The organism is Bradyrhizobium sp. HKCCYLS20291, from assembly GCF_051167715.1.
Lineage (GTDB): Bacteria > Pseudomonadota > Alphaproteobacteria > Rhizobiales > Xanthobacteraceae > Bradyrhizobium.
Window position 1 is genome coordinate 15,310 of record NZ_JBNPTO010000014.1, and the last position, 20,540, is coordinate 35,849.

Genomic DNA, 20,540 nt, shown 5'->3' on the forward strand with positions numbered 1-20,540 from the left:
GCGATTCACGCCGCGTGCGGCTTGGCCTCCGGCTCCGTCCTCGTCTCAGGCGTCTTGATGCGGAACCAGGCGACGTACAGCGCCGGGAGGAACAGCAGGGTCAGCACGGTGCCGACGATGATGCCGCCCATCATCGCGTACGCCATCGGGCCCCAAAACACCTCGCGGGCGATCGGGATCAGCGCCAGCGAGGCCGCCGCCGCCGTCAGCATAATCGGCCGCATGCGGTGTTCGGTCGCCTCCATCACGGCCTCCCAGGGCGGCCGTCCCTCGTCGCGCAGATGCTCGATCTGCACGATCAGGATCACCGAGTTGCGGATCAGGATGCCGATCAGCGCCAGCACGCCGAGGATGGCGACGAAGCCGAGCGGCGCGCCGCTCGGCAGCAGCGCCGCGACCACGCCGATCAGCGCCAGCGGCGCCACCGCGAACACCAGGAACAGCCGCTGGAAGCTCTGCAGCTGCAGCATCAGGATCGTGGCCATCGTGAACAGCATGATCGGCACCACCGCGATGATCGGCGCCTGGCTCTTGCCGCTCTCCTCGACGCTGCCGCCGGTCGCGACTTTGTAGCCGGCCGGGAGCTTGGCGTTGAAGGCAGCCATGGCCGGCTTGAGCTGATCGACGACCGTGTTCGGCTGCACCTGGTCGATCACGCTGGCCTTCAGGGTCAGCGTCGGCAGGCGCGAGCGGCGCCAGATTTCCGGCTGCTCGATCTGATAGCGCAGGGTCGCCAGCGCCGCGAGCGGGATCGACTGGCCGTTGGACCCGGATAGCTGCAAGTCGCGCAAGGTCTCCAGCGATTGCCGCTCCTTGGCCTGGGCGCGGCCACGGACGTCGATCAGATAGATGTCGTCGCGCACCTGGGTGATCGAGGTGCCGTCGAGCACGCCGTTCAGCGCGTTGGCGATGTCGGAGGAGGTGACGCCGAGCTGGCGCGCCTTGTCCTGCAGCACGTCGACCTTGACGACGCGCGCGGGCTCCATCCAGTCGAAGATGACGGCGCCGAGATGGCTGTTGTTGCGCATCACACCAGCGGCCTCCTGTGCGATCTCACGCACCTTGGCGACATCGGGCCCGCTGACGCGGTACTGCACCGGGCGGCCGACCGGCGGGCCGATGTCGAGCAGATGCACATAGGCGTCGGTGCCGGGGAAGGTCTTGGTCAGATAGGCCTGCAGCTTGGCGCGGGCGCGATCGCGCGCCTCGAGGCTCTTGGTGACAATGATGATCTGGCCGAACGAGACGTCGGCCGGCTGCACGTCGAACGACAGCACGAAGCGCTGCGCGCCGGAGCCGACATAGGTCGACCAGTGGTCGATGTCGGGATCGCCCTTCAGCGCCTCCGCTTCGAACTTCGCCATCTGCGCGTTGGTCTCGGTGATCGAGGAGTTCTGCGGCAGGTTGAAGTCGATGACCAGTTCGTTGCGGTCGGAGGAGGGGAAGAACTGCTGCTGCACGAAGCGCATGCCGAACACCGACAGCCCGAAGATCAGGACGGTCGCAATGATCGTGGTCCAGCGATGCCGCATGCAGGCGTTGAGCATGGCGCGGAACATCCGCGTGAGGCGGCCGCCCTCGGCATGATGGCTCGGCAGCGAGGCCGGCAGGATGGTGACGCCGAGCAGCGGCGTGAACAGCACGGCGACGATCCAGGACACCAGCAGCGACACCGCGATCACGACGAACAGCGTGAAGGTGAACTCGCCGGCGGCGCTGTTGTTGAGACCGATCGGGATGAAGCCGGCGACCGTCACCAGCGTGCCCGTCAACATCGGGAACGCGGTCGAGGTGTAGACGTAGGTCGCGGCCTTGCGCAGGGAGTCGCCGACCTCCAGCCGCGCCACCATCATCTCGACCGCGATCATGGCGTCGTCGACGAGCAGGCCGAGCGCGATGATCAGCGCGCCGAGCGAGATGCGCTGCAGGGAGATGCCGGTATAGGCCATGAACAGGAAGGTGATCGCGAGCACCAGCGGGATCGAGATCGCGACCACCAGCCCGGCGCGCACGCCGAGGCTGACGAACGAGATCGCGAGCACGATGATGACCGCCTCGTACAGCGCCTTGGTGAAGCCGCCGACCGCCTCCTCGACGATCTTCGGCTGGTCCGAGACGAGATGCACGCCCACGCCGACCGGCAGGTCGGCCACGACCTTGGTCATCTCCTCCTTGAGCGCCTCGCCGAACTCCAGCAGGTTGGCGCCGGACTTCATGCCGATCGCGAGCCCGATCGCGGGCTGGCCGTTGAAGCGGAACAGCGAGGTCGGCGGATCCTCGTAGCCGCGGGTGATGGTGGCGACGTCGGTGAGCGGGAAGAAGCGATCGTTGATGCGCAGGTTGATCGCCTTGAGGCTCTCCTCCGAGGTGAACTGTCCGGAGACGCGCACCGCGATGCGCTCCGGGCCCGCCTGCAGCACGCCCGACGGCGACACCGCGTTCTGCGCCTGCAACGCGGTCAGGATGGTGCGCTGGTCGATGCCGAGAGCGGCCACCTTGCGCGGCGAGAATTCGAGATAGATCACCTCGTTCTGCGCGCCGACGATGTCGACGCGGCCGACATTCGGCACGGTCAGCACCTTGGCGCGGACCTCTTCGACACGGTCGCGCAGCTGGCGCTGGCTCAAGCCGTCGCTGGTGAAGGCGTAGATGTTGCCGAACACGTCGCCGAAACGGTCGTTGAAGCCGGGGCCGATGACGCCCGAGGGAAAGTCGCCTTTGATGTCGTTGATCAGGTTGCGCACCTGCAGCCAGGTCGGCACCACGTCGCGCGCCTTGGTGGTGGCGAGCAGGTTGACGAACACCGTGGTCTGGCCGGGAACGGTCAGGCTCTTGGTGTAGTCGAGCGCCGGCAGTTCCTCGAGCTTCTTCTCGATGCGGTCGGTGACCTGCCGCGTCATCTCCTCGGCGGAGGCGCCCGGCCACTTCGCCTGGATCAGCATCGTCTTGATGGTGAAGGAGGGATCCTCCTCGCGGCCCAGATGGACGTAGGAGAACAGGCCCGCAGCCATGAAGGCGATCATGAAGTACCAGACCAGCGAGCGGTGCTCGAGCGCCCAGTCGGAGAGGTTGAACGATTTCACGGCTGCGAATCCTGATCGATGCGGACGGACTGGCCATCCTTGAGGCTGTGGACGCCGGCGGTGACGACGCGCTGTCCGGCGCCGAGGCCGCCGGTGACGCGGACGCTGCCGTCCTCGTTGCTGGCGATCGTGACTTCCTGCCGCTTGACGGTCTTGCTGCCGCTATCGACCAGCCAGACGAAGCGCTTGTCGTCCTGCTCGAGCACGGCCGAGCGCGGCAGCCGAATGACGGTCTTCTGGTCGGTCTCCATCGATGCCGTCACCGTGGTGCCGAGCCGCATGATCTCGGGCGGACCGTCCAGCGTGATACGGATGCGGCGCGTGCGCGTGGTGGCGTCGGCGCGCGGCGCGATCTCGCGGACCTTGCCAGTTGAGCTGACCTTGGGATCGACCTGCAGCCGCACCGTGAAGGAGGTGCCGACCTGCAGGCTGCCGGCGAGGTCGTCGCCGACGTCGATGACCGCTTCGCGGATGTCGGGCCGCGCCACCGTCACGACGCTCCGGCCCGGCGACACGACTTGGCCGACCTCCGCGCTGACGGCGGTGACGATGCCGGCGAAATCGGCCTTGAGCTGCGCATAGCCGAGCTGCTCGCGCGCCTTGGCGAGATTGGATTGCGCCTTGATCACCGAGGCCTGCGCCGCTGCGCGCGATTGCTCCGCGCTTTCCAGGGTCGCCTTCGTCGTCGCGTCGGTTTCCAGCAGAGCGCGCTGCCGGCCCTCGGTCCCGGTCGCGTTGGTCAGTTGCGCCTGGCTGCGCGAGACCTCGGCGGCCGAGGCACGCACGGCCAGCTCGAGCGCGGCGGGATCGATCGCCGCCACCACCTGGTCCTGCTTGACCATGTCCCCGACATAGACGGGACGCGCGATCAGGCGCCCCAGCACGCGGAAGCTCAGATCGGCCTTGTAGCGCGGCTCGATCGTCCCGGTCACGGCGGCGGCATTGGCGGCCTGCGGCTCGACGGTCATCGACAGCACCGGCCGGACCGGCTCGGGAGCCGCGGCCTTTTCGTTGCAGCCGGCGAGCACGGCCAGTGCGCCAAGCGAAACGACACAACGCATCGGCGTCATCACGACCGAGCCTCCTCGCTGAATGTGATCTGCTGCCCGACGCTCAGGAGCTTGCCGCCCTCGGTGACGACGCGGTCACCCGGCTTCAGCCCCACCGAGACGACGATCGCGCCAGTCTCGTAGTCCTCGATCTTGATCGGCTCGAGCGAGACGGTCTTGCTGGTGGGGTCGACCAGCCAGACGGCCGGTGTCTTGCCGTCCGCGTTGAGCGCGCTCCACGGCAGCACGATGCGCTGCTCGGGCTTGATGAAGCCGGTCGCGCTGACGGCGCTGCCGAGGGTCATCTCGGGGGGCGGATTCTCGATCGCGATCTTGACCCGGACAGTGCCGGACTTCGCATCGATCGTCGGCGAGACCTCGCGCACGGTGCCCTTGGCGGTCACCGAGGGATCGGAAAGCAGCGCGAGCGCCACCTTGGTGTCGTCGAACTTGAGCGACAGCGCCGCCTCATAGACGTCGATGACCGCGTCGCGATTGCCGTCATGGGCGAGCGTGAACACTGATTGCGCCGCCTGCGCCACCTGGCCGACTTCGATGTTGCGCGCCGTGATGGTGCCGTCGGCATCGGCGCGCAGCTCGGTGAAGCCGAGGGCATCCTTGGCGGTGTCGCGCTGGGCCTTGGCGGCCTCCAGCGAACCTTCCGCCGCGCGCAGCGTTTCCTGCGCCTGGTCGAAGGCTGCGCGCGTGGTGAAGCCGCTGGTGATCAGCGTCTGCTGGCGACCAAAATTGGAGGTCGCGACCTTGACCTGCGACTGCGCCGCCGCGACGGCGGCTTCGGCGGAATCGAGGTCGGCCTGCTGTTCGGCCGGATCGATCCTGGCGAGCAACTGGCCGGCCGTGACGTGCGCACCGACCTCGACCAGCCGCTCGGTGACGCGGCCGCTGACCCGGAACGACAAGTCGGCCAGCACGCGCGCCTGGACGTCGCCGGTCAGCGTGATGGATTGCCGCCGTTCCGACAGTTTCACGACCTCGGTCCGGACCGACCGTACCGGCGGCGCGGTCGCCGCCGTCTTCTGGTCGCAGGCCGCAAGCAGCAGCCCGGTCGCGGCACACATGGCGCCGGCCAGCAGGCGGGAGCCGGACCTGCGGAGGGAAGGTGGAGATCGCATCAGTGAATTCATGGTTGCACGTTCGGGCCCAGGCGGGGGTTGCAAGCGGAGTTGACGGTCGTTCCGACCGGGGTGGAGACCGTCGGTCGTCCTCTGCGTCCGGGATTGGAGGACGGTCATTGCAAGTTCGGGCCATTGAACCCCGACCGGGGTTTGGCCGTTGAGAGCGGGATCATGGCTTTCGGAACCATGCTGAGCAGCATCCCCTTGACAGCACGTGAATTAGACAAACATTTCTAGAAAAAAATGTCTAGTAACATTCCCGTTGATAGGATTAGGCTTGGCCCAACGTCGTCGGTGGCGGCCAAGCCGGCCGCGTCGATCTGCGGAGGATCAACCGGGAGTTCGAACGCAACGTGCGACGGAAGGATGTGATCACCCCGGAAGCTTCGGTCCGAACGCCCCGCGCTCCGCGTCAGGCCCGCGGCCGCGAGCGCCGCGAGCAACTGCTCGACGCCGCGGCGGCGCTGATTGCGGAATCCGGGTTGGCTGCGGTGAGCATGCACGCGACCGCCGCGCGCGCCGGCGCATCGATCGGCTCGGTCTATCACTTCTTCCGCGACAAGGATCAGATGCTCGACGCGCTCGCCGAGCGTCACGACGTGGAATTGCAGCCCGCCTTCCATCGCATGCGCGAGCGAAGCGATGCCGAATGGGCCGCCTTGTCGGCCTCGGAGGTTTTCGAGCAATTGATCGGCTGGGCGCTGCGCTACTTCGTCCGCCATCCCGACGCGCTGGCGACGCTCGATCTGCACGACAAGACCACCCATGCCGAGTTCAGGGCGGTGATCGACCGGGTCATGCGGGCCAGGCTCGGCCCGGAGATCGGCGCGCAGGCGGCCACCACCTTCGATGCCGTCGTGCTCGGCACCTTGCTGTTCACGCGCGAGCAGGACCCGCGCAGCCGCGACGTCGTGGTCGCCGCGCTGCCGGAGATGATGGCGACCTATCTGACGGCGCTGGAGGCGAAGCGGAAGCGGGCGAGGGGCTGAGGTAGAGGCGGCGGATCGACGCGATCAGCGCGGCTATTTGAATAGCCACTCGCTCTTTTTCCGACGGATCGCCACCGGCCGCGGCGCCGCCGTGTCCCCGTTCGGCTTCGCCGTCAGAACGATCTCGTCTTCGCTGTCCCAGCGTTCGAATTCGTAGCGCCATTTGCCATCCTCCGGCGTGCGGTAGTGCCAATCCTTCAGCGTCCGGTCGCGTTTCGCGGGGATGACATCGATGCCGTCGGGCGGCCCCGACGATTCGAGGCGGGACGTGACCGACACCAGCCAGCGCTTCGACGGCGAATAATGCGGCGGAGCGACGATGCCGATCTCGTCGCCGATGTCGGCGCGCACCAGCAGCCAGTCGATGCCCTCAGGGCGGCCGCGCTCGAGCAGCAGCAGGTCGTGATCGGGGAAATATCCGGTCAGCTGATACTTGACGCAGCCCTTGTCATCGCCGGCACATTTGGCGTCCTCGTTGCGATAGACGCGCGTGCGCCGATTGCGAAACGTCAGCTGCAAGGCGGCGCCGCGGCGTTGGGCCAGCTCCGGGACGTGGGCGAGGCAGGCGGTCTCCGATCGATCGAGGTCGCCGGTTCCGTTGTCGCCGATGCAGCGTCCGTCCTGCGACGGGTGATCGACGATGGCGAAGGCTGGCCGTTCAGCATGGGCAGCGCCGCCGGCGAAACAGCAGAGTGTTGCGAGCCCGATCGCAAGCGCCTTACTCATAAGCCACCTCCTGTCGAAGGCGTGTTGACGTGATCCACCGTGGTCGTCCGCATCTGCTGGGGTTTGTCGATGTACGCCGTGCGACAGCGGCGGCCCCGCCGTCTCTCGGGTCCGCGGTGCCGCCTGGCGGCGAGTTCCTCGACGGCCCGGGCCACGACACCGACGACGGCAAAGCTGACGAGCAGCGAGACGCACAGCAGCCCCAGGTAGAGCTTGAGAACCGAGCTTGCCAAACAGGCAAGCGCGATGAGCGCGACAATGGCCAGCCGGCCTTTGGCGGAGATCGACATGGTGAGAGCGTTTCGCTGTGAGCTGATGTGGCCGGCACTCTAGCGGCGCGTTCTCTCTGCGGACAAGCAGCGTCGAGGTGGGTGGTAAATTTTGCCGCAAGCTCATGCCGACAATCGAATTTGCTGCAGCTCCATCGTAGTTGCGCGCGCAAGTGATCAACTAAGCGTTGCGAAATTCCGGTTGTCGCGATGCGCGCTTCTCGCAGTGGTCGCGACAGCTGAAGAGAAGTTTGAATAGAACTGTCTCTATCGCGCGTTTTCGAAACCAGCAGGGTGACTTCGAGACATGTCCTCGCATGTTCGACTGCAAGCTCGGATTCATCGCACCATCACGCGGTATGGGTCCCCGCGTTCGCGGGGACGACATCGGCGATTGCCGTGCGACCGTGGAATTGATTACACGACTGTCGACCTCTCGCTCAGCTGTCGTCCCCGCGAACGCGGGGACCCATACCGCGTGATCCTTCGAGGGACGTCGCTATTCGTTGCCGCTACATCGAGCGGCGCCGATGCCCTGGCGTCCGGCGAAGACAGCGGACTATTCGTCACGTTCAAGGACGGTGACGCACGTGCGCGCAGAGAAAAAATTCTCCCGTCCTTTCAAGCTGATTGGGGCTGTCCAGTCCCTCTGCGAAAAATAATCTTGTTTCGTTTTATCGGAAAATGTGGTTGTCTGTCGCCATCCCGCCTCGAGCAGAGGGGCGTACGCGTCGTCACGATACGCGAGGTGGGGAGCGGTGGCCGCGACCGGCAGTGCCCGACGAGCACTGTGCGGCGTGGACGCGAAAACGCGTGGTCCTGGCGCCCCGATGCTGGCGCCAAGTCTTTGGCCGATGATGAAGCCGAAGGCGACGGTGGCTAAACAGCCGGACACCGGGGAGAGCGCGTCATAAGCGTTGACACCATCGCGCAGGGAGGGCCGGGTCTGTCCGGCTGTACCTGTGGTTCCTGCCCCGTGCACTTTTTTCGCACGGGGGCCACGGGCCTCAGCCGAGGTCCGGCCTTCCCTGCGCCCTCTGCATTCACGAGAGGGACAAATTCGATGCCATCACCCGGGCGCCACGCGTCGCGGGACTGCGATCGTATGTCGCGTGATGTCCGTACTGATCCGTTGTGCCGCGCTCTTTGAAATGTGAATCAGCTGTTTCCCCATCGTCGTCCCGGACCAGCCGCGACGCGCGACAGCGCGTTGCGGCGCCGATCCGGGACCCATACTCCGCAGCGCTGGTGATGAGCAATAAAGCGGATGACCAGCGTGCCTCAAACCGCTCCCTGGGGGTATGGGTCCCGGCTCGAGGCCGGGACGACAGTGGAATTTGGAGCTGCGTAGGGTGGGCAAAGCGGCCGCCGAAGGCGGCAGCGTGCCCACCGTGCATCGGCAGCGTCAGTGAGAATGGTGGGCACGGCGCGGGATGGAGCGGCGCGTGACGCAGACTGCGCGGGCGCGCCTTTGCCCACCGTACAGGCTAGCAACTTAGGACTTGATGACGGCCCCGATCGTGAGAGCCACGCTTCTACTGCCCGCCCGCCCAGGCGGCGAGCACGGCACGCTCCTCGCCGGTGATCTCGGTGATGTTGCCAGGCGGCATCGCGCTCGACCACGCCGCGTTGCGCGCGATCAGCCGGGCGTTACGCTGGATGTTGTCGGGCGTGTCGAGCAGCACGCCCTTCGGCGCGGCGACGATGCCGTCCCAGACCGGCTCGGCGGCATGGCACATGCTGCAGCGGGAGGTCACGATGTCGGCGACCTCCGTGAAGCTCGGCTGCGCGCCGGCGGCCGTCTTGGCATCGCGCGGACCGGCCGCGGACAGCAGCAGGATCGCGATCATGCCGGCTGCGGCGACGCCCCACACCCACCACGGCGACGGGTTGCCCTTGTGGCGCTCGTTGAAGAAGTGACGGATGACAGGGCCGAGCGCCAGCACGACGGCGACGATCGCCCAATTGTAGCGGGTGCCGAACAGCAGCGGATAATGGTTGCTGATCATCAGCACCACCACCGGGAGCGTAAGGTAGTTGTTGTGGACCGAGCGCTCCTTGCCGGTCTTGCCGAGCTTGGGGTCGGGCGCCTCGCCAGCGAGCAGAGCGGCGACGATCTTCTTCTGGTTGGGAATGATCACCGCGAACACGTTGGCGACCATGATGGTGCCGATGATCGCGCCGATCTGGTTGAATGCGCCGCGGCCGCTCAGCACATGGGTGAAGGCGTAGGTCAGCGCAACGAGAAAGATGTAGCCACCGATCGCGAACGGCAGCTCATGCCTGGCGAGCCCGCTGCGGCAGGCCGCCTCATAGAGCAGCCACGCCAGGGCCAGCGAGCCGAAGCTGAACAGGCCGGCCTGGACGGGCGTCAGATCGAGGATCGACTTGTCGACCAGGAACAGATCGGCATTGAGATAGTACACCACGATCATCAGCACGAAGCCGGACAGCCAGGTGGTGTAGGCCTCCCATTTGAACCAGGTCAGCTCGCTCGGCATCTGCGCCGGCGCCACCAGATATTTGACGATGTGGTAAAAGCCGCCGCCATGGACCTGCCAGGCCTCGCCCATCACCCCCTTCGGGAGGTTGTCGCGCGGCTTCAGGCTGAGGTCGAGCGCGATGAAGTAGAACGAGCTGCCGATCCACGCCACCGCCGCGATCACGTGCAGCCAGCGGAAGATCAGGCTCAGCCATTCCGATATGATCGAAGCCCACATCGCGTGGTCATCTCCTATTGTTCGCTTGAGGCCGTATCGTCAGGGCTGATGCACTGCCGACTTTTCCCCGCCCAAGCAGTAGCCGAGACATCCGGCGTCTCAGACGTGCTGCGCGGACGATGCGGCGGTGGCTGCGTCGGCCTCCGCGGCCTTGCCGCTGCCGAGGCCGTTGAAGAAGGCATTGAGCAGCACGGCCGCGACGGCACACAGCAGGATGCCGGACTCCAGCAGCGGCTGGAGATCCCTGGGCAGATTGTGGAAGAAGCCCGGCGCGGCGAGCGGGATCAGGCCGAAGCCGACCGAGATCGCGACGATGAACAGGTTGAAGCGGTTGGTTTTGAAATCGACATTGGCGAGGATGCGCGCGCCGGTCGCCGCGACCATGCCGAACATCACGAGGCCGGCACCGCCGAGCACCACCTGTGGCACCGCCTCGACCAGCGCGGCCATCTTCGGCAGTAGGCCGAGCAGCAGCATGATGGCGCCGCCGGTGATCGTCACCCAGCGCGTGCGCACCCCTGTGACCGAGACCAGGCCGACGTTCTGCGAGAACGACGTGTAGGGAAACGTGTTGAAGACGCCGCCCAGCAGCGTGCCGAGGCCATCGGCGCGCAGGCCGCGCGACAGTGCCTCGCGGTCGACGGTCTTGCCGGTCATCTCGCCGAGCGCCAGGAACATGCCGAGCGACTCGATCATGACCACGATCATGACGATGCACATGGTGACGATCGGCACCAGGCTGAACTGCGGCATGCCGAAGCGGAACGGGATCACCAGCGCGCCCCAGGGCGCCGCGGCGACCTTGTCGAAGTGCATCACGCCCAGCAGCGTCGCGAGCACCGCGCCGGCGACGATGCCGAGCAGCACCGAGACGTTGGCGACGAAGCCGGTGCCCCATCGGATCAGGCCGAGGATGAACAGCAGCACGAACAATGCGATGCCGAGGCCCTGCAACTGACCGTAATCCGGATTAGGAAAATTGCCCCTGACGCCGTCGACCATTTTGATGATGGTCGGCTGGCCGCCGCCGGCCCAGTTGATGCCGACGCGCATCAGCGAGATGCCGATGATCAGGATGATGGTGCCGGTCACGACAGGCGGGAACAGCGGCAGCAGCCGGCTGACGAACGGCGCGACGATGATGCCGAAGATGCCGGCGGCGATCACCGAGCCGTAGATCCCGAGCAGGCCGATCTCGGGCGAGGCGGCCATCGACAGCATCGGGCCGACGGAGGCGAAGGTGACGCCCATCATCACCGGCAGTCGAATGCCGACGCCGGGGAAGCCGATGCACTGCACGAGGGTGGCAAGGCCGCAGGCGAACAGATCGGCGCTGATCAGGAAGGCGACGTCCTCGGGCGGCAGCTTGAGGGCGCGGCCGATGATGAGCGGCACCGCGACCGCGCCGGCATACATCACCAGCACGTGCTGCAGCCCGAGCGCGAGCAGCTTCGGCACCGGCAGCATCTCGTCGACCGGATGAATCTTGTCGCTCATGTCTCCCCCCAGATCTTCCCCAAGATCAGCCATAAGATCGCGTCAGTCCCCGAATGCCTCATGCAGCTGCGGAAACAGCCGGTCAGGCTTGAACGGCGTCGCCGTGAAGCGGATGCCGGTCGCAGCGCGCAGTGCGTTGCCGAGCGCCGCGGCCACCGGATTGTACGGGCTCTCGCTCATCGATTTCGCCCCGAGCGGACCGATGGAGTCAAGCGTCGCGGCGAACAGCACGTCGGTCCGCGGCACGTCGGCGTAGGACGGCAGGTGATAGTCGCGGAAGCGCGGATTGACGACGCGGCCCGCCGCGTCGATCACGATCTCCTCGTAGAGCGCAGCACCCAGCGCCTGCGCGACGCCGCCCTCGACCTGGCCGCGGCACTGCATCGGGTTGGCGACACGGCCGGCGTCGGCGGCCTGCACGCTCTTGAGGATCCTGACCGCGCCAGTGTGCCTGTTCACGGCCACGCGAAAGCCCTGGACGTTGAACGCCACCGACCGTGGCGTGCCCTGCGAACTGCCGCTGGCGGTGAGCAGCGATCCGCTGGCCTTGGCAAGCTCGGCGAAGGTGAGGCGCTGCGCGCCGCAGGCGATGGCATCATCGGCCATCCGGCAATCGTCGGGAGCGACCTGCCAATGTTGTGCGGCGAAACTCTTGAGCTGGGTGGCCAGCGCCTCGGCCGCCGCCTGGGTGGCGCGTCCCGCGACGAAGGTGCCAGTCGAGCCATAGGCGCCGGTGTCGTGGCCGCCATGGGCGGTGTCGGACTGCCTAAGGCTGATGCGGTCCACCGTGGTGCCGATTACGGTCGCCGCGATCTGGCGATGCACCGTGCTAGTGCCGTTGCCGAACTCGGCGGTGCCGACGGTGAGGTCGAAGCCGCCGTCATCGCGCAGGCTGATCTCGGCATCGGCGAAGTGGCCGTCCGGCGGCACGGTGTCGATCATCGTCAGCGCGATGCCGTCGCCGGTGAGCCAGTCGGCCGACAGCTCGGGCGCCGGCGCGGCCTCGGCCATGGCGCGCTCGACCAGGTCGAGGCACTGGTCGAGACCATAGGAGCCGTACAGCACGTCGCTATGCTCCGAGCCCGGCGGCGTCAGCATCGGATCGCCGGGCCGGACGATGTTGCGGCGGCGCATCTCGTAAGGGTCGATGCCGAGCTGCAGCGCCAGTTCGTCGATCGCCGCCTCGACCGCGAACGTCGTCTGCGGCAGGCCGTAGCCGCGATAGGCGCCCGCCGGCACGGTGTTGGTGTAGACTGCGAGGCCGTCGACCTTCTTGTTCGGACAATTGTAGACCGAGATCGACTCGCCGCAGGCGTGGAACAGCACCGGCCCGGCATGATTGCCGTAGGCGCCGGTGTTGGAGAGCACATCGAGCTGCAGTGCGGTCAGCCTGCCGTCCTTGTCGGCGCCGGCCCTGACCGTGACGCGCATCGGATGCCGCGTCGAGGTCGCGATGAACTGCTCCTCGCGGGTGAACTCGAGCTTCACGGGGCGCTTCGTCTTCAAGGCGGCAAGCGCCAGGATGTCCTCGACGAACATCTCCTGCTTGCCGCCGAAGCCGCCGCCGACGCGCTTGCAGAACACGCGGACCTTGTCGGGCGCGAGATCGAAGATCTCGGCGAGCGCCCGCCGCGTCAGGAACGGCACCTGCGTGCTGGAGCGGACGGTGAGAATGCCATCGTCGTCGAGCCAGGCAAGACCGCCGTGAGTCTCCAGCGCGGCATGCTGCACGCGTTGCGTGGTGAACGTGCCTTCGTAGGTGGCGGCAGCAGAGGCGAGCGCGGCGGCGACGTCGCCGAACTCGCCATGGGTCTCGGCGGCGATGTTGCGGCTGACATCGGCGATGCGATGTTCGCTGCCGCGGCCGGCGTGGACGATGGGCGCGCCGGGTGCGATCGCGTCGGCGGGATCGACCACGGCGGGCAGGATCTCATAGTCGACGACCAGACGTCGGCAGCCTTCCTCGGCCGCAGCTTCCGTCTCGGCGACGACGGCGGCGACCTTCTGGCCGATGAAGCGCACGACGTCATCGAGCACGCGAGTGTCGGCCGGGTCCATCCACGCCTGCTCGTGGCGCGCGGTCGAGAACAGCACAGCCGGCGCGTCCTCATACGTCAGCACGGCGTGCACGCCGGGCACGGCCAGGGCGGCCGCCTTGTCGATGCTCTTGATGCGCGCATGGGCATGTGGCGAGCGCGCGAGCTTGACGTGCAGCAGGCCTTCGATGGCAGTGTCGAAGGTATAGCGCGCCGCGCCGCGCACGATGTCGGGTCCGGCCGGCGCAGGCAGGCTGCGGCCGAAGGCCTCGCCGGCCGCGACGTCTTCCACATGCGTGCGGCCGAGCAGCGCGTCCTCGATCGCGCGATAGCCGGTGCAGCGGCACAGATTGCCCTTCAGCGCTGCGCCCAGGTCTTTCTTCTGCGCCTGATTGAGCGACGCGCAGGTGACGATCATGCCGGCGGTGCAGAAGCCGCATTGAAAGGCCTGCGCGTCCAGGAAGGCCTGCTGCATCGGATGCAGGGCTTCATGGGTCGCGAGACCTTCGACTGTCGTCACCGCCTTGCCGTCGGCGCGGACCGCGGGGATCAGGCAGCTATGCACCGGTTCGCCGTCGAGCAGCACGGTGCAGGCGCCGCAGTCACCAGCGTCGCAGCCCTTCTTGACGCCGAAATGGCCGGTGTCGCGCAGGAACGTGCGCAGGCACTGCCCGGGGCGCGGCGCGGCATCGACTGGGTTGCCGTTGACGAACACGCTCATGGCCTGATGCCCGCGAGCTCGGCACGGATCTCCTCGGCGAGGCGCAAGGTCATCGCCTTGCGCCAGGCCGGCTTGCCGTGGACGTCGTCATGATAGAGCCCGTCAATGATCTCGCCGAGAATGCGGGCGCGCAGCGTGGCGGCGTCGGGCATCGTTGCGAAACGCAGCGGCAGCGGCCTGATGGTCGAACCGGTGACCGTGAGCAGCAGGTCGCCGTCGCGGCCCGCCGTTCCGATCAGCAGCGCGCCGGAGCGTCCGACCGGCGTGAGCGCGATCTGGCGGAAGGAGGTGCGCCGCTTGAGGGCTGCGAGCGGAACGTCGATCTGGCGCAGCAGGTCGCCGGCCGCGAGTACGTTGCGGTTATTGCCCGTGACGAAGTCGGCGACGCTGATTCGCTGCTCGCTGCCATCGGTCTTCCAGATCGTGCAGACGCCTTCGAGCGCGGCGAGCAGCGAGATCATCGGCCCGGCCGGCAGCGACATGCAGAGATTGCCGCCGACGGTCGCCGTCTTCCAGATCTTGAACGAGGCCAGGAACGCGCGGCAGCATTGATCGATCAGCGGCGCGGCGATCCAGTCGGCGGGGCATTGCAGAGCATCCAGTTCGGCGACGCTGCAGGTCGCAGCGATGCTGAGGCCGTGGTCGCTGATGGCGAGCGCCGGCCAGGCGAGATCGCTGAGGTCGATCAGGCGCGACAGCTGCGCCTGCGGTTCCGAGAACAGCCAGGTGCCGCCGGCGAGCCAGGCATCGCCTGCCTTCCAGGCGGGCAGCTCCGCCCGCGTTCGCGGGCGCACGACCTCGGTGATGGTGTTCAGGTCCATGATCACGCAAGCTCAAGGGCGAAGCAGATCGCCGGTGAAATCCTTGCAAGACCAGCGCCAACTGGCAATAGGATGACGTTGGCCTTCCGCTTGCAAGTCATCCGCAAACGCGAAGGTCGCAGCAGCGAGACGAGACCGTCATGAGCACCACGCCGATCTGGATCAAGGACCCGCTCGCCATCCTGGCCGAGGACGCTTCGCGCGGCATCGTGGTCAAGGATGGCCGCATCGTCGAGCTGGTGGCGGCGGGGAAGGAGCCTGCGACCGAAGGCGCCGTGGCGTTCGATGCGAGCGCCCATGTCGTGATCCCCGGGCTGATCAACACGCATCATCACTTCTACCAGACGCTGACCCGCGCGCTGCCCGCCGCGATGGACCGCGAGCTGTTCCCGTGGCTGAAGGCGCTGTATCCGGTCTGGGCGAAGCTGACGCCGGAGGCGCTGGATGCCGCGGTCACCCTCGCGATGGCCGAGCTGATGCTGTCCGGCTGCACCACGACCACCGATCATCACTACGTTTTTCCGGCAGGGCTCGAGGATGCCGTCGGCATCGAGGTCGCTGCGGCGAAGCGGCTCGGCATCCGGGTGCTGCTGACGCGCGGTTCGATGAATCTATCGGAACGCGATGGCGGGCTGCCGCCGGACAGCGTGGTGCAGGACGAGGATACGATCCTCGCCGACAGCGAGCGGGTGGTCGCGACCTATCACGAGCGCGGGCCGGATGCGATGGTGCAGATCGCGCTGGCGCCGTGCTCGCCGTTCTCGGTGACGGGATTGCTGATGCAGAAGACCGCCGCGCTCGCGGACAAGCTCGACGTCCGCCTGCACACGCATCTGGCGGAGACCGAGGACGAGAACCGCTTCTGCGAAGCGATGTTCGGCTGCCGTCCGCTTGACTATCTCGAAAAGAACGGCTGGCTCGGCCCGCGCACCTGGCTCGCCCACGGCATCTTCTTCAACGCTGACGAGATGAAGCGGCTCGGCAAGGCCAAGACGACGATCAGCCATTGCGCCTGCTCGAACCAGCTGCTCGCCTCCGGCTGCTGCCCGGTATGCGAGATGGAGGAGGCCGGCGTCGGCATCGGCCTCGGCGTCGACGGCTCGGCGTCGAACGACGGCTCGAATTTGATGCAGGAGGTGCGCGCCGCGTTCCTGCTGCAGCGGGCGCGCTATGGCGTGACGCGCATCAGCCACAAGGACGCGCTGCGCTGGGCGACGAAGGGCTCGGCCGCCTGCGTCGGCCGGCCCGAGCTCGGCGAGATCGCGGTGGGGAAGGCGGCTGACCTGGCGCTGTTCAAGCTCGACGAATTGCGCTTCTCCGGGGCGGGTGACCCGATCGCGGCGCTGGTGCTGTGCGGCGCGCACCGTGCCGATCGCGTCATGGTCGGCGGCCGCTGGACGGTGGTCGACGGCGCCATTCCGGGACTGGACGTCGCCGGCCTGATCGGCCGGCACAGCGCGGCCGCACGTCGCATGCAGGCGGGGTGAATGCGACCGTCAGGCCACTTGCGCGTCCACGAAGCGCTCGGCGTAATGGCAGGCGACGAGGCGGCCATCCAGTGGACGCAGGGACGGGCGCTGCGCGCGACAGAGATCCGTCACATGCGGACAGCGGGTCGAAAACACGCAGCCCGCCGGCGGATCGAGCGGCGATGGCAGCTCACCCTTGGGCACGATCCGCTGCCGCTTGCGGCCCAGGCCGGGCGTGGCATCGACCAGCGCCTGCGCGTAGGGGTGCAGCGGCCGCGCAAAGATGCGCTCTTTTGGCCCGTGCTCCATCACCAGGCCGAGATACATGATCAGCACGTCGTCAGCGATGTGCCTGACCACGCCGAGGTCGTGCGAGATGAAGAGGTAGGCAAGGCCAAGCTCGCGTTGCAGGTCGGCGAGCAGATTGAGCACCTGCGCCTGCACCGACATGTCGAGCGCCGAAACCGGCTCGTCGGCGACCAGCAGCTTCGGCCGCAGCATCAGCGCGCGCGCGATTGCGATGCGCTGCCGCTGGCCGCCGGAGAACATGTGCGGATAGCGGCCATATTGCTCCGGGCGCAACCCGACCTTGGCCATCATGTCGAGCGCCTGCGCCCGCCGCTCGTCCTTGCCGAGGCTGGTGTTGATGATCAGCGGCTCTTCCAGGATGGCGCCGACGCGCTTGCGCGGGTTGAGCGAGCCATAGGGGTTCTGGAACACGATCTGCACGGTGCGGCGCAAGGTCTGGGCCGTGCCGGCCGGCGGATGGACGGCGTCGAGCCCGTCGAGCGTGAGCGTGCCGGCGGTGGGCTTCTCGATCAGCGTCACGAGCCGGGCGAGAGTCGACTTGCCGCAACCGGATTCGCCGACGATGGCCAGCGTCTTGCCGGCCTCGATGGCAAACGATACGCCGCCCACGGCCTGCAGATGTGCGGGGGCGCGGAACAGGCCCTGCTTGATCTCGTAGCTCTGCTTGAGATCGCGGGCGGTGACGAGCGCGGTCATGACGATGCCTCGCCCGCGCGCGCCATCGCATCGGCCCGGCCGCGGTCGGCCGCAAGGCGCTGCTCCCGGGTCGGATCACCGAGCGGATAGTGGCAGCGGATCAGGCCATCGCGCCAGGGGCGCAGATCGGGACGGACCTCGTCGCTCACGGGTGTCGCATAGGCGCAGCGCGGGCTGAACAGGCAGCCGCGCGGCCGGTCATAGACGCCGGGCACCACGCCCGGAATGGTGGCGAGCCGTCTGCCGTCGCTCACCTCCGGGCGCGCCGCGAGCAATGCGGCCGTATAGGGATGCTGGGGCGCGGCGAGCAGGCTATCGGTCGGGCGCTGCTCCATGATCTGGCCGGCATACATCACCGCAACTCGCTCGGTGGTGTCGGCGACGACGCCCATGTTGTGCGTGATCAGGATCAGCGCCATGCCGCGGTCGCGCTGCAGCGACAGCAGCAGGTCGAGGATCTGGGCCTGGATGGTGACGTCGAGCGCCGTGGTCGGCTCGTCGGCGATCAGGAGTTTTGGATTGCAGGCGATCGCCATCGCGATCATGACGCGCTGGTTCATGCCGCCGGACAACTGGTGCGGATAGGCCGACAGCCGGCTTTCCGCGGCGGGGATGCCGACCTGCTCCAGGAGTTCGATCACGCGCCGCCGCGCCGCCTTGCGGTCCATGCCTTCGTGGATGCGCAAGGTCTCGGCCAGCTGATAGCCGATGGTGAAGGACGGATTCAGCGACGTCGTCGGCTCCTGGAAGATCATCGCGACGTCCTTGCCGGTCAGCGCGCGCCGCTCGCGCTCGGACAGCCGCTGCAGGTCGCGGCCCTCGAACAAGAGCTTGTCGGCCTCGACGCGTCCGGGATGAGGAACGAGCCCCATCAAGGCCAGCATGCCGACGCTCTTGCCGGACCCGGATTCGCCGACGATCCCCAGCACCTCGCCCTTGTCGAGCGTGAGGCTGACGCCGTCCACGGCCCGCACCATGCCGTTGCGCGACGGGAAGGCGACCGACAGATTTTCGATCTCGAGAAGCGGCATCGGATCGCCTTTACGGCCTTGTCTGCATCATCGTTTGAGCTTGGGATCGAGCGCGTCGCGCAGCCCGTCGCCGAGCAGGTTGAAGGCCAGGACGGTCAGCAGGATTGCAAGGCCCGGCAGCGTCACGACCCACCAGGCGCGCAGCACGAATTCCCGCGCGTCCGCCAGCATGGTGCCCCATTCCGGCGACGGGGGTTGTGCGCCGAGACCGAGGAAGCCGAGCGCGGCCGCATCCAGGATCGCGGTGGAAATGCCGAGCGTCGCCTGCACGATCAGCGGCGCCGCGCAGTTCGGCAGCACCTCCTTGAACATCAGGCGCAGCCGGCCGGCGCCGGCGACCTTGGCCGCGGTGACGTAGTCCTTGGAGATCTCGCTGATGACGGCGGCGCGCGCGATCCGCACGTAGTGCGGCAGCAGCACGATCGCAACCGCCAGCATGGCGTTCATGAGGCCGGGACCGAGGATCGCGACGATCACGATCGCCAGCAGCAGGCTCGGCAGAGTCAGGGTGATGTCCATGACCCGCATGATCGCGATTTCGGTTACGCCGCGAAAGAACCCGGCCACCAGACCGAGGACCGTTCCCGTCACCACCGACAGCGCCACCACCGCGATCCCGATCAGAAGCGAGAGCCGCGCGCCATGGATGAGGCGGGACAGGATATCGCGTCCGATCGCGTCGGTGCCGAGCGGGTAGGTGAGCGACCCACCCTGCTGCCAGAACGGGGGCCTCAGGAACGCGGTGTTGTCGGTGAGAACCGGCGAATGCGGCGCGACGACATCGGCCGAAAGCGCGAGTATGATCAGAACCGCGATCACGGCGAGGCCTGCCACCGCGCCGGCATTCTTCTTGAAATCAAGCCAGAACTCCACGAGCGGAGATGGCGGCGCGGTCGGCTCGGTCACGATGCGGCTCTGCAGGCTCTCGCTGCTCATCGCGTGTACCGGATGCGGGGATTGATCAGCCCATAGGTCACGTCAACCAGCAGATTGATCGTCATGACGATGGCGCCGATCAGCAGCGTGCCGCCCTGCAGGACCGGATAGTCGCGGCGGTTGATGCCCTCGATCAGCCATTTGCCGACGCCCGGCCAGGAAAAGATGGTCTCGGTCAGAATGGCGCCGGTGAACAGCACTCCGACCTGCAGCCCGACTACGGTCACCACCGGGATCAGCGCATTGCGCAAGGCGTGGATCGCGATCACGCGGAAGCGCGGCAGGCCCTTGGCGCGGGCGGTGCGGATATAGTCCTCGCCCAGCACCTCCAGCATCGCCGAGCGCGTCATCCGGGCAATCACCGCGAGCGGCACCGTGCCGAGCACGATCGTCGGCAGCACCAGATGCGACAGCGCCGATCTGAACGCGCCGACATCGCCGTCGAGCAGCGTATCGATGAGCAGGAAGCCGGTGACCGGTTCGACGAAATACTGCACGGCGATCCGGCCCGACACCGGCGTCCATCCGAGCTGCACCGAAAACAGCAGGATCAGCAGCAGTCCCCACCAGAAGATCGGCATCGAATAGCCGGTCAGCGAGAGGCCCATCACGCCATGATCGAAGATCGAGTTGCGCCGCGCCGCTGCAATGATGCCGGCTGGAAGTCCGAAGCAGAGCGCGAACAGGATGGCGCAGACCGACAATTCGACGGTGGCGGGGAACAGGCTCTGGAATTCCGAGATGACAGGCTCATGGGTGACGATCGAGCGCCCGAGATCGCCGTGCACCAGCCGCGCCAGATAGAAGCCGTATTGCACCATGACCGGCTGGTCGAAGCCGTACTCCTTGCGCAGCTGCGCCAGGCGCGCCGGATCGATGCCGCGCTCGCCGGCCATGGTCTCGATCGGATCGCCTGGGATGAGCCGGATCAGCACGAACACGAGCAGGGTCAGACCGATGAAGGTCGGAACCACGAGGCTCAGCCGGGTCAGAGCGAAACGCAGCATGCCTTGCTTCTATCGTCCTCGATCGCAGACAGGCGCGGGGCGGCG

At 67.1% G+C, this 20,540-nt stretch carries 15 protein-coding genes; 2 read left to right on the forward strand and 13 right to left on the reverse strand.

Annotated features, from left to right (window positions below):
- Positions 1-5: 5 nt before the first annotated feature.
- Genes ACQR07_RS26180 through ACQR07_RS26190 form a run of 3 tightly spaced genes read right to left on the reverse strand, consistent with a single transcriptional unit; the run spans position 6 to position 5,277 of the window.
- Positions 6-3,083: an efflux RND transporter permease subunit gene (locus ACQR07_RS26180; RefSeq protein WP_434905005.1), complete on the reverse strand. Its 3,078-nt coding sequence runs from the start codon at positions 3,081-3,083 to the stop codon at positions 6-8.
- Positions 3,080-4,156 (reverse strand): efflux RND transporter periplasmic adaptor subunit, encoded by a 1,077-nt coding sequence (locus tag ACQR07_RS26185; protein ID WP_434905006.1) that lies wholly within the window; start codon positions 4,154-4,156, stop codon positions 3,080-3,082. Before ACQR07_RS26185 ends, ACQR07_RS26180 begins: the two co-directional genes overlap by 4 nt.
- Positions 4,153-5,277, reverse strand: coding sequence for an efflux RND transporter periplasmic adaptor subunit (locus tag ACQR07_RS26190; protein ID WP_434905007.1), 1,125 nt, complete (start codon positions 5,275-5,277; stop codon positions 4,153-4,155). The genes ACQR07_RS26185 and ACQR07_RS26190 overlap by 4 nt, the downstream gene beginning before the upstream one ends.
- Before the next feature lie 344 nt (positions 5,278-5,621).
- Between ACQR07_RS26190 and ACQR07_RS26195 the strand changes: the two genes are divergently transcribed.
- A complete protein-coding gene (locus tag ACQR07_RS26195) occupies positions 5,622-6,257 on the forward strand; it encodes a TetR/AcrR family transcriptional regulator (RefSeq protein WP_434905008.1) in 636 nt (211 codons plus the stop codon).
- A 33-nt stretch (positions 6,258-6,290) separates the two neighbouring features.
- Here the strand turns inward: ACQR07_RS26195 and ACQR07_RS26200 are convergent, their stop codons facing one another.
- The 6 genes from ACQR07_RS26200 to ACQR07_RS26225 form a co-directional block, all read right to left on the reverse strand.
- Positions 6,291-6,983, reverse strand: a complete 693-nt coding sequence (locus tag ACQR07_RS26200; RefSeq protein WP_434905009.1) for a hypothetical protein — start codon at positions 6,981-6,983, stop codon at positions 6,291-6,293.
- Complete coding sequence (locus ACQR07_RS26205; RefSeq protein ID WP_434905010.1) at positions 6,980-7,273, reverse strand: hypothetical protein; 294 nt, start codon at positions 7,271-7,273, stop codon at positions 6,980-6,982. The genes ACQR07_RS26200 and ACQR07_RS26205 overlap by 4 nt, the downstream gene beginning before the upstream one ends.
- A gap of 1,514 nt (positions 7,274-8,787) precedes the next feature.
- The gene (locus ACQR07_RS26210; RefSeq protein WP_434905011.1) at positions 8,788-9,972 is read right to left on the reverse strand and encodes a urate hydroxylase PuuD; all 1,185 of its coding nucleotides are present in this window, start codon (positions 9,970-9,972) and stop codon (positions 8,788-8,790) included.
- A 99-nt stretch (positions 9,973-10,071) separates the two neighbouring features.
- The gene (locus ACQR07_RS26215) at positions 10,072-11,469 is read right to left on the reverse strand and encodes a nucleobase:cation symporter-2 family protein (RefSeq protein WP_434905012.1); all 1,398 of its coding nucleotides are present in this window, start codon (positions 11,467-11,469) and stop codon (positions 10,072-10,074) included.
- Positions 11,470-11,511: 42 nt separating this feature from the next.
- Positions 11,512-14,226 carry a molybdopterin-dependent oxidoreductase gene (locus tag ACQR07_RS26220; RefSeq protein WP_434905013.1) on the reverse strand — a complete coding sequence of 905 codons (2,715 nt, stop codon included), beginning with the start codon at positions 14,224-14,226 and terminating at the stop codon, positions 11,512-11,514.
- Positions 14,223-15,047, reverse strand: a complete 825-nt coding sequence (locus tag ACQR07_RS26225) for an FAD binding domain-containing protein (protein ID WP_434905014.1) — start codon at positions 15,045-15,047, stop codon at positions 14,223-14,225. Before ACQR07_RS26225 ends, ACQR07_RS26220 begins: the two co-directional genes overlap by 4 nt.
- Before the next feature lie 140 nt (positions 15,048-15,187).
- Here ACQR07_RS26225 and ACQR07_RS26230 point away from each other — a divergent pair, with 140 nt between their 5' ends.
- Positions 15,188-16,534 (forward strand): 8-oxoguanine deaminase, encoded by a 1,347-nt coding sequence (locus tag ACQR07_RS26230; protein ID WP_434905015.1) that lies wholly within the window; start codon positions 15,188-15,190, stop codon positions 16,532-16,534.
- A gap of 9 nt (positions 16,535-16,543) precedes the next feature.
- Here the strand turns inward: ACQR07_RS26230 and ACQR07_RS26235 are convergent, their stop codons facing one another.
- From ACQR07_RS26235 to ACQR07_RS26250, 4 genes are read right to left on the reverse strand one after another with little or no spacing between them, the layout of a single operon-like run.
- Complete coding sequence (locus ACQR07_RS26235) at positions 16,544-17,521, reverse strand: peptide ABC transporter ATP-binding protein (RefSeq protein ID WP_434905016.1); 978 nt, start codon at positions 17,519-17,521, stop codon at positions 16,544-16,546.
- Positions 17,518-18,552, reverse strand: coding sequence for an ABC transporter ATP-binding protein (locus tag ACQR07_RS26240; protein ID WP_434905017.1), 1,035 nt, complete (start codon positions 18,550-18,552; stop codon positions 17,518-17,520). Before ACQR07_RS26240 ends, ACQR07_RS26235 begins: the two co-directional genes overlap by 4 nt.
- A 27-nt stretch (positions 18,553-18,579) precedes the next feature.
- On the reverse strand, positions 18,580-19,488 hold the full coding sequence (locus ACQR07_RS26245) for an ABC transporter permease subunit (protein ID WP_434905018.1): 909 nt from the start codon (positions 19,486-19,488) through the stop codon (positions 18,580-18,582).
- Positions 19,485-20,495, reverse strand: coding sequence for an ABC transporter permease subunit (locus ACQR07_RS26250; RefSeq protein WP_434905019.1), 1,011 nt, complete (start codon positions 20,493-20,495; stop codon positions 19,485-19,487). Before ACQR07_RS26250 ends, ACQR07_RS26245 begins: the two co-directional genes overlap by 4 nt.
- Positions 20,496-20,540 lie beyond the last annotated feature (45 nt).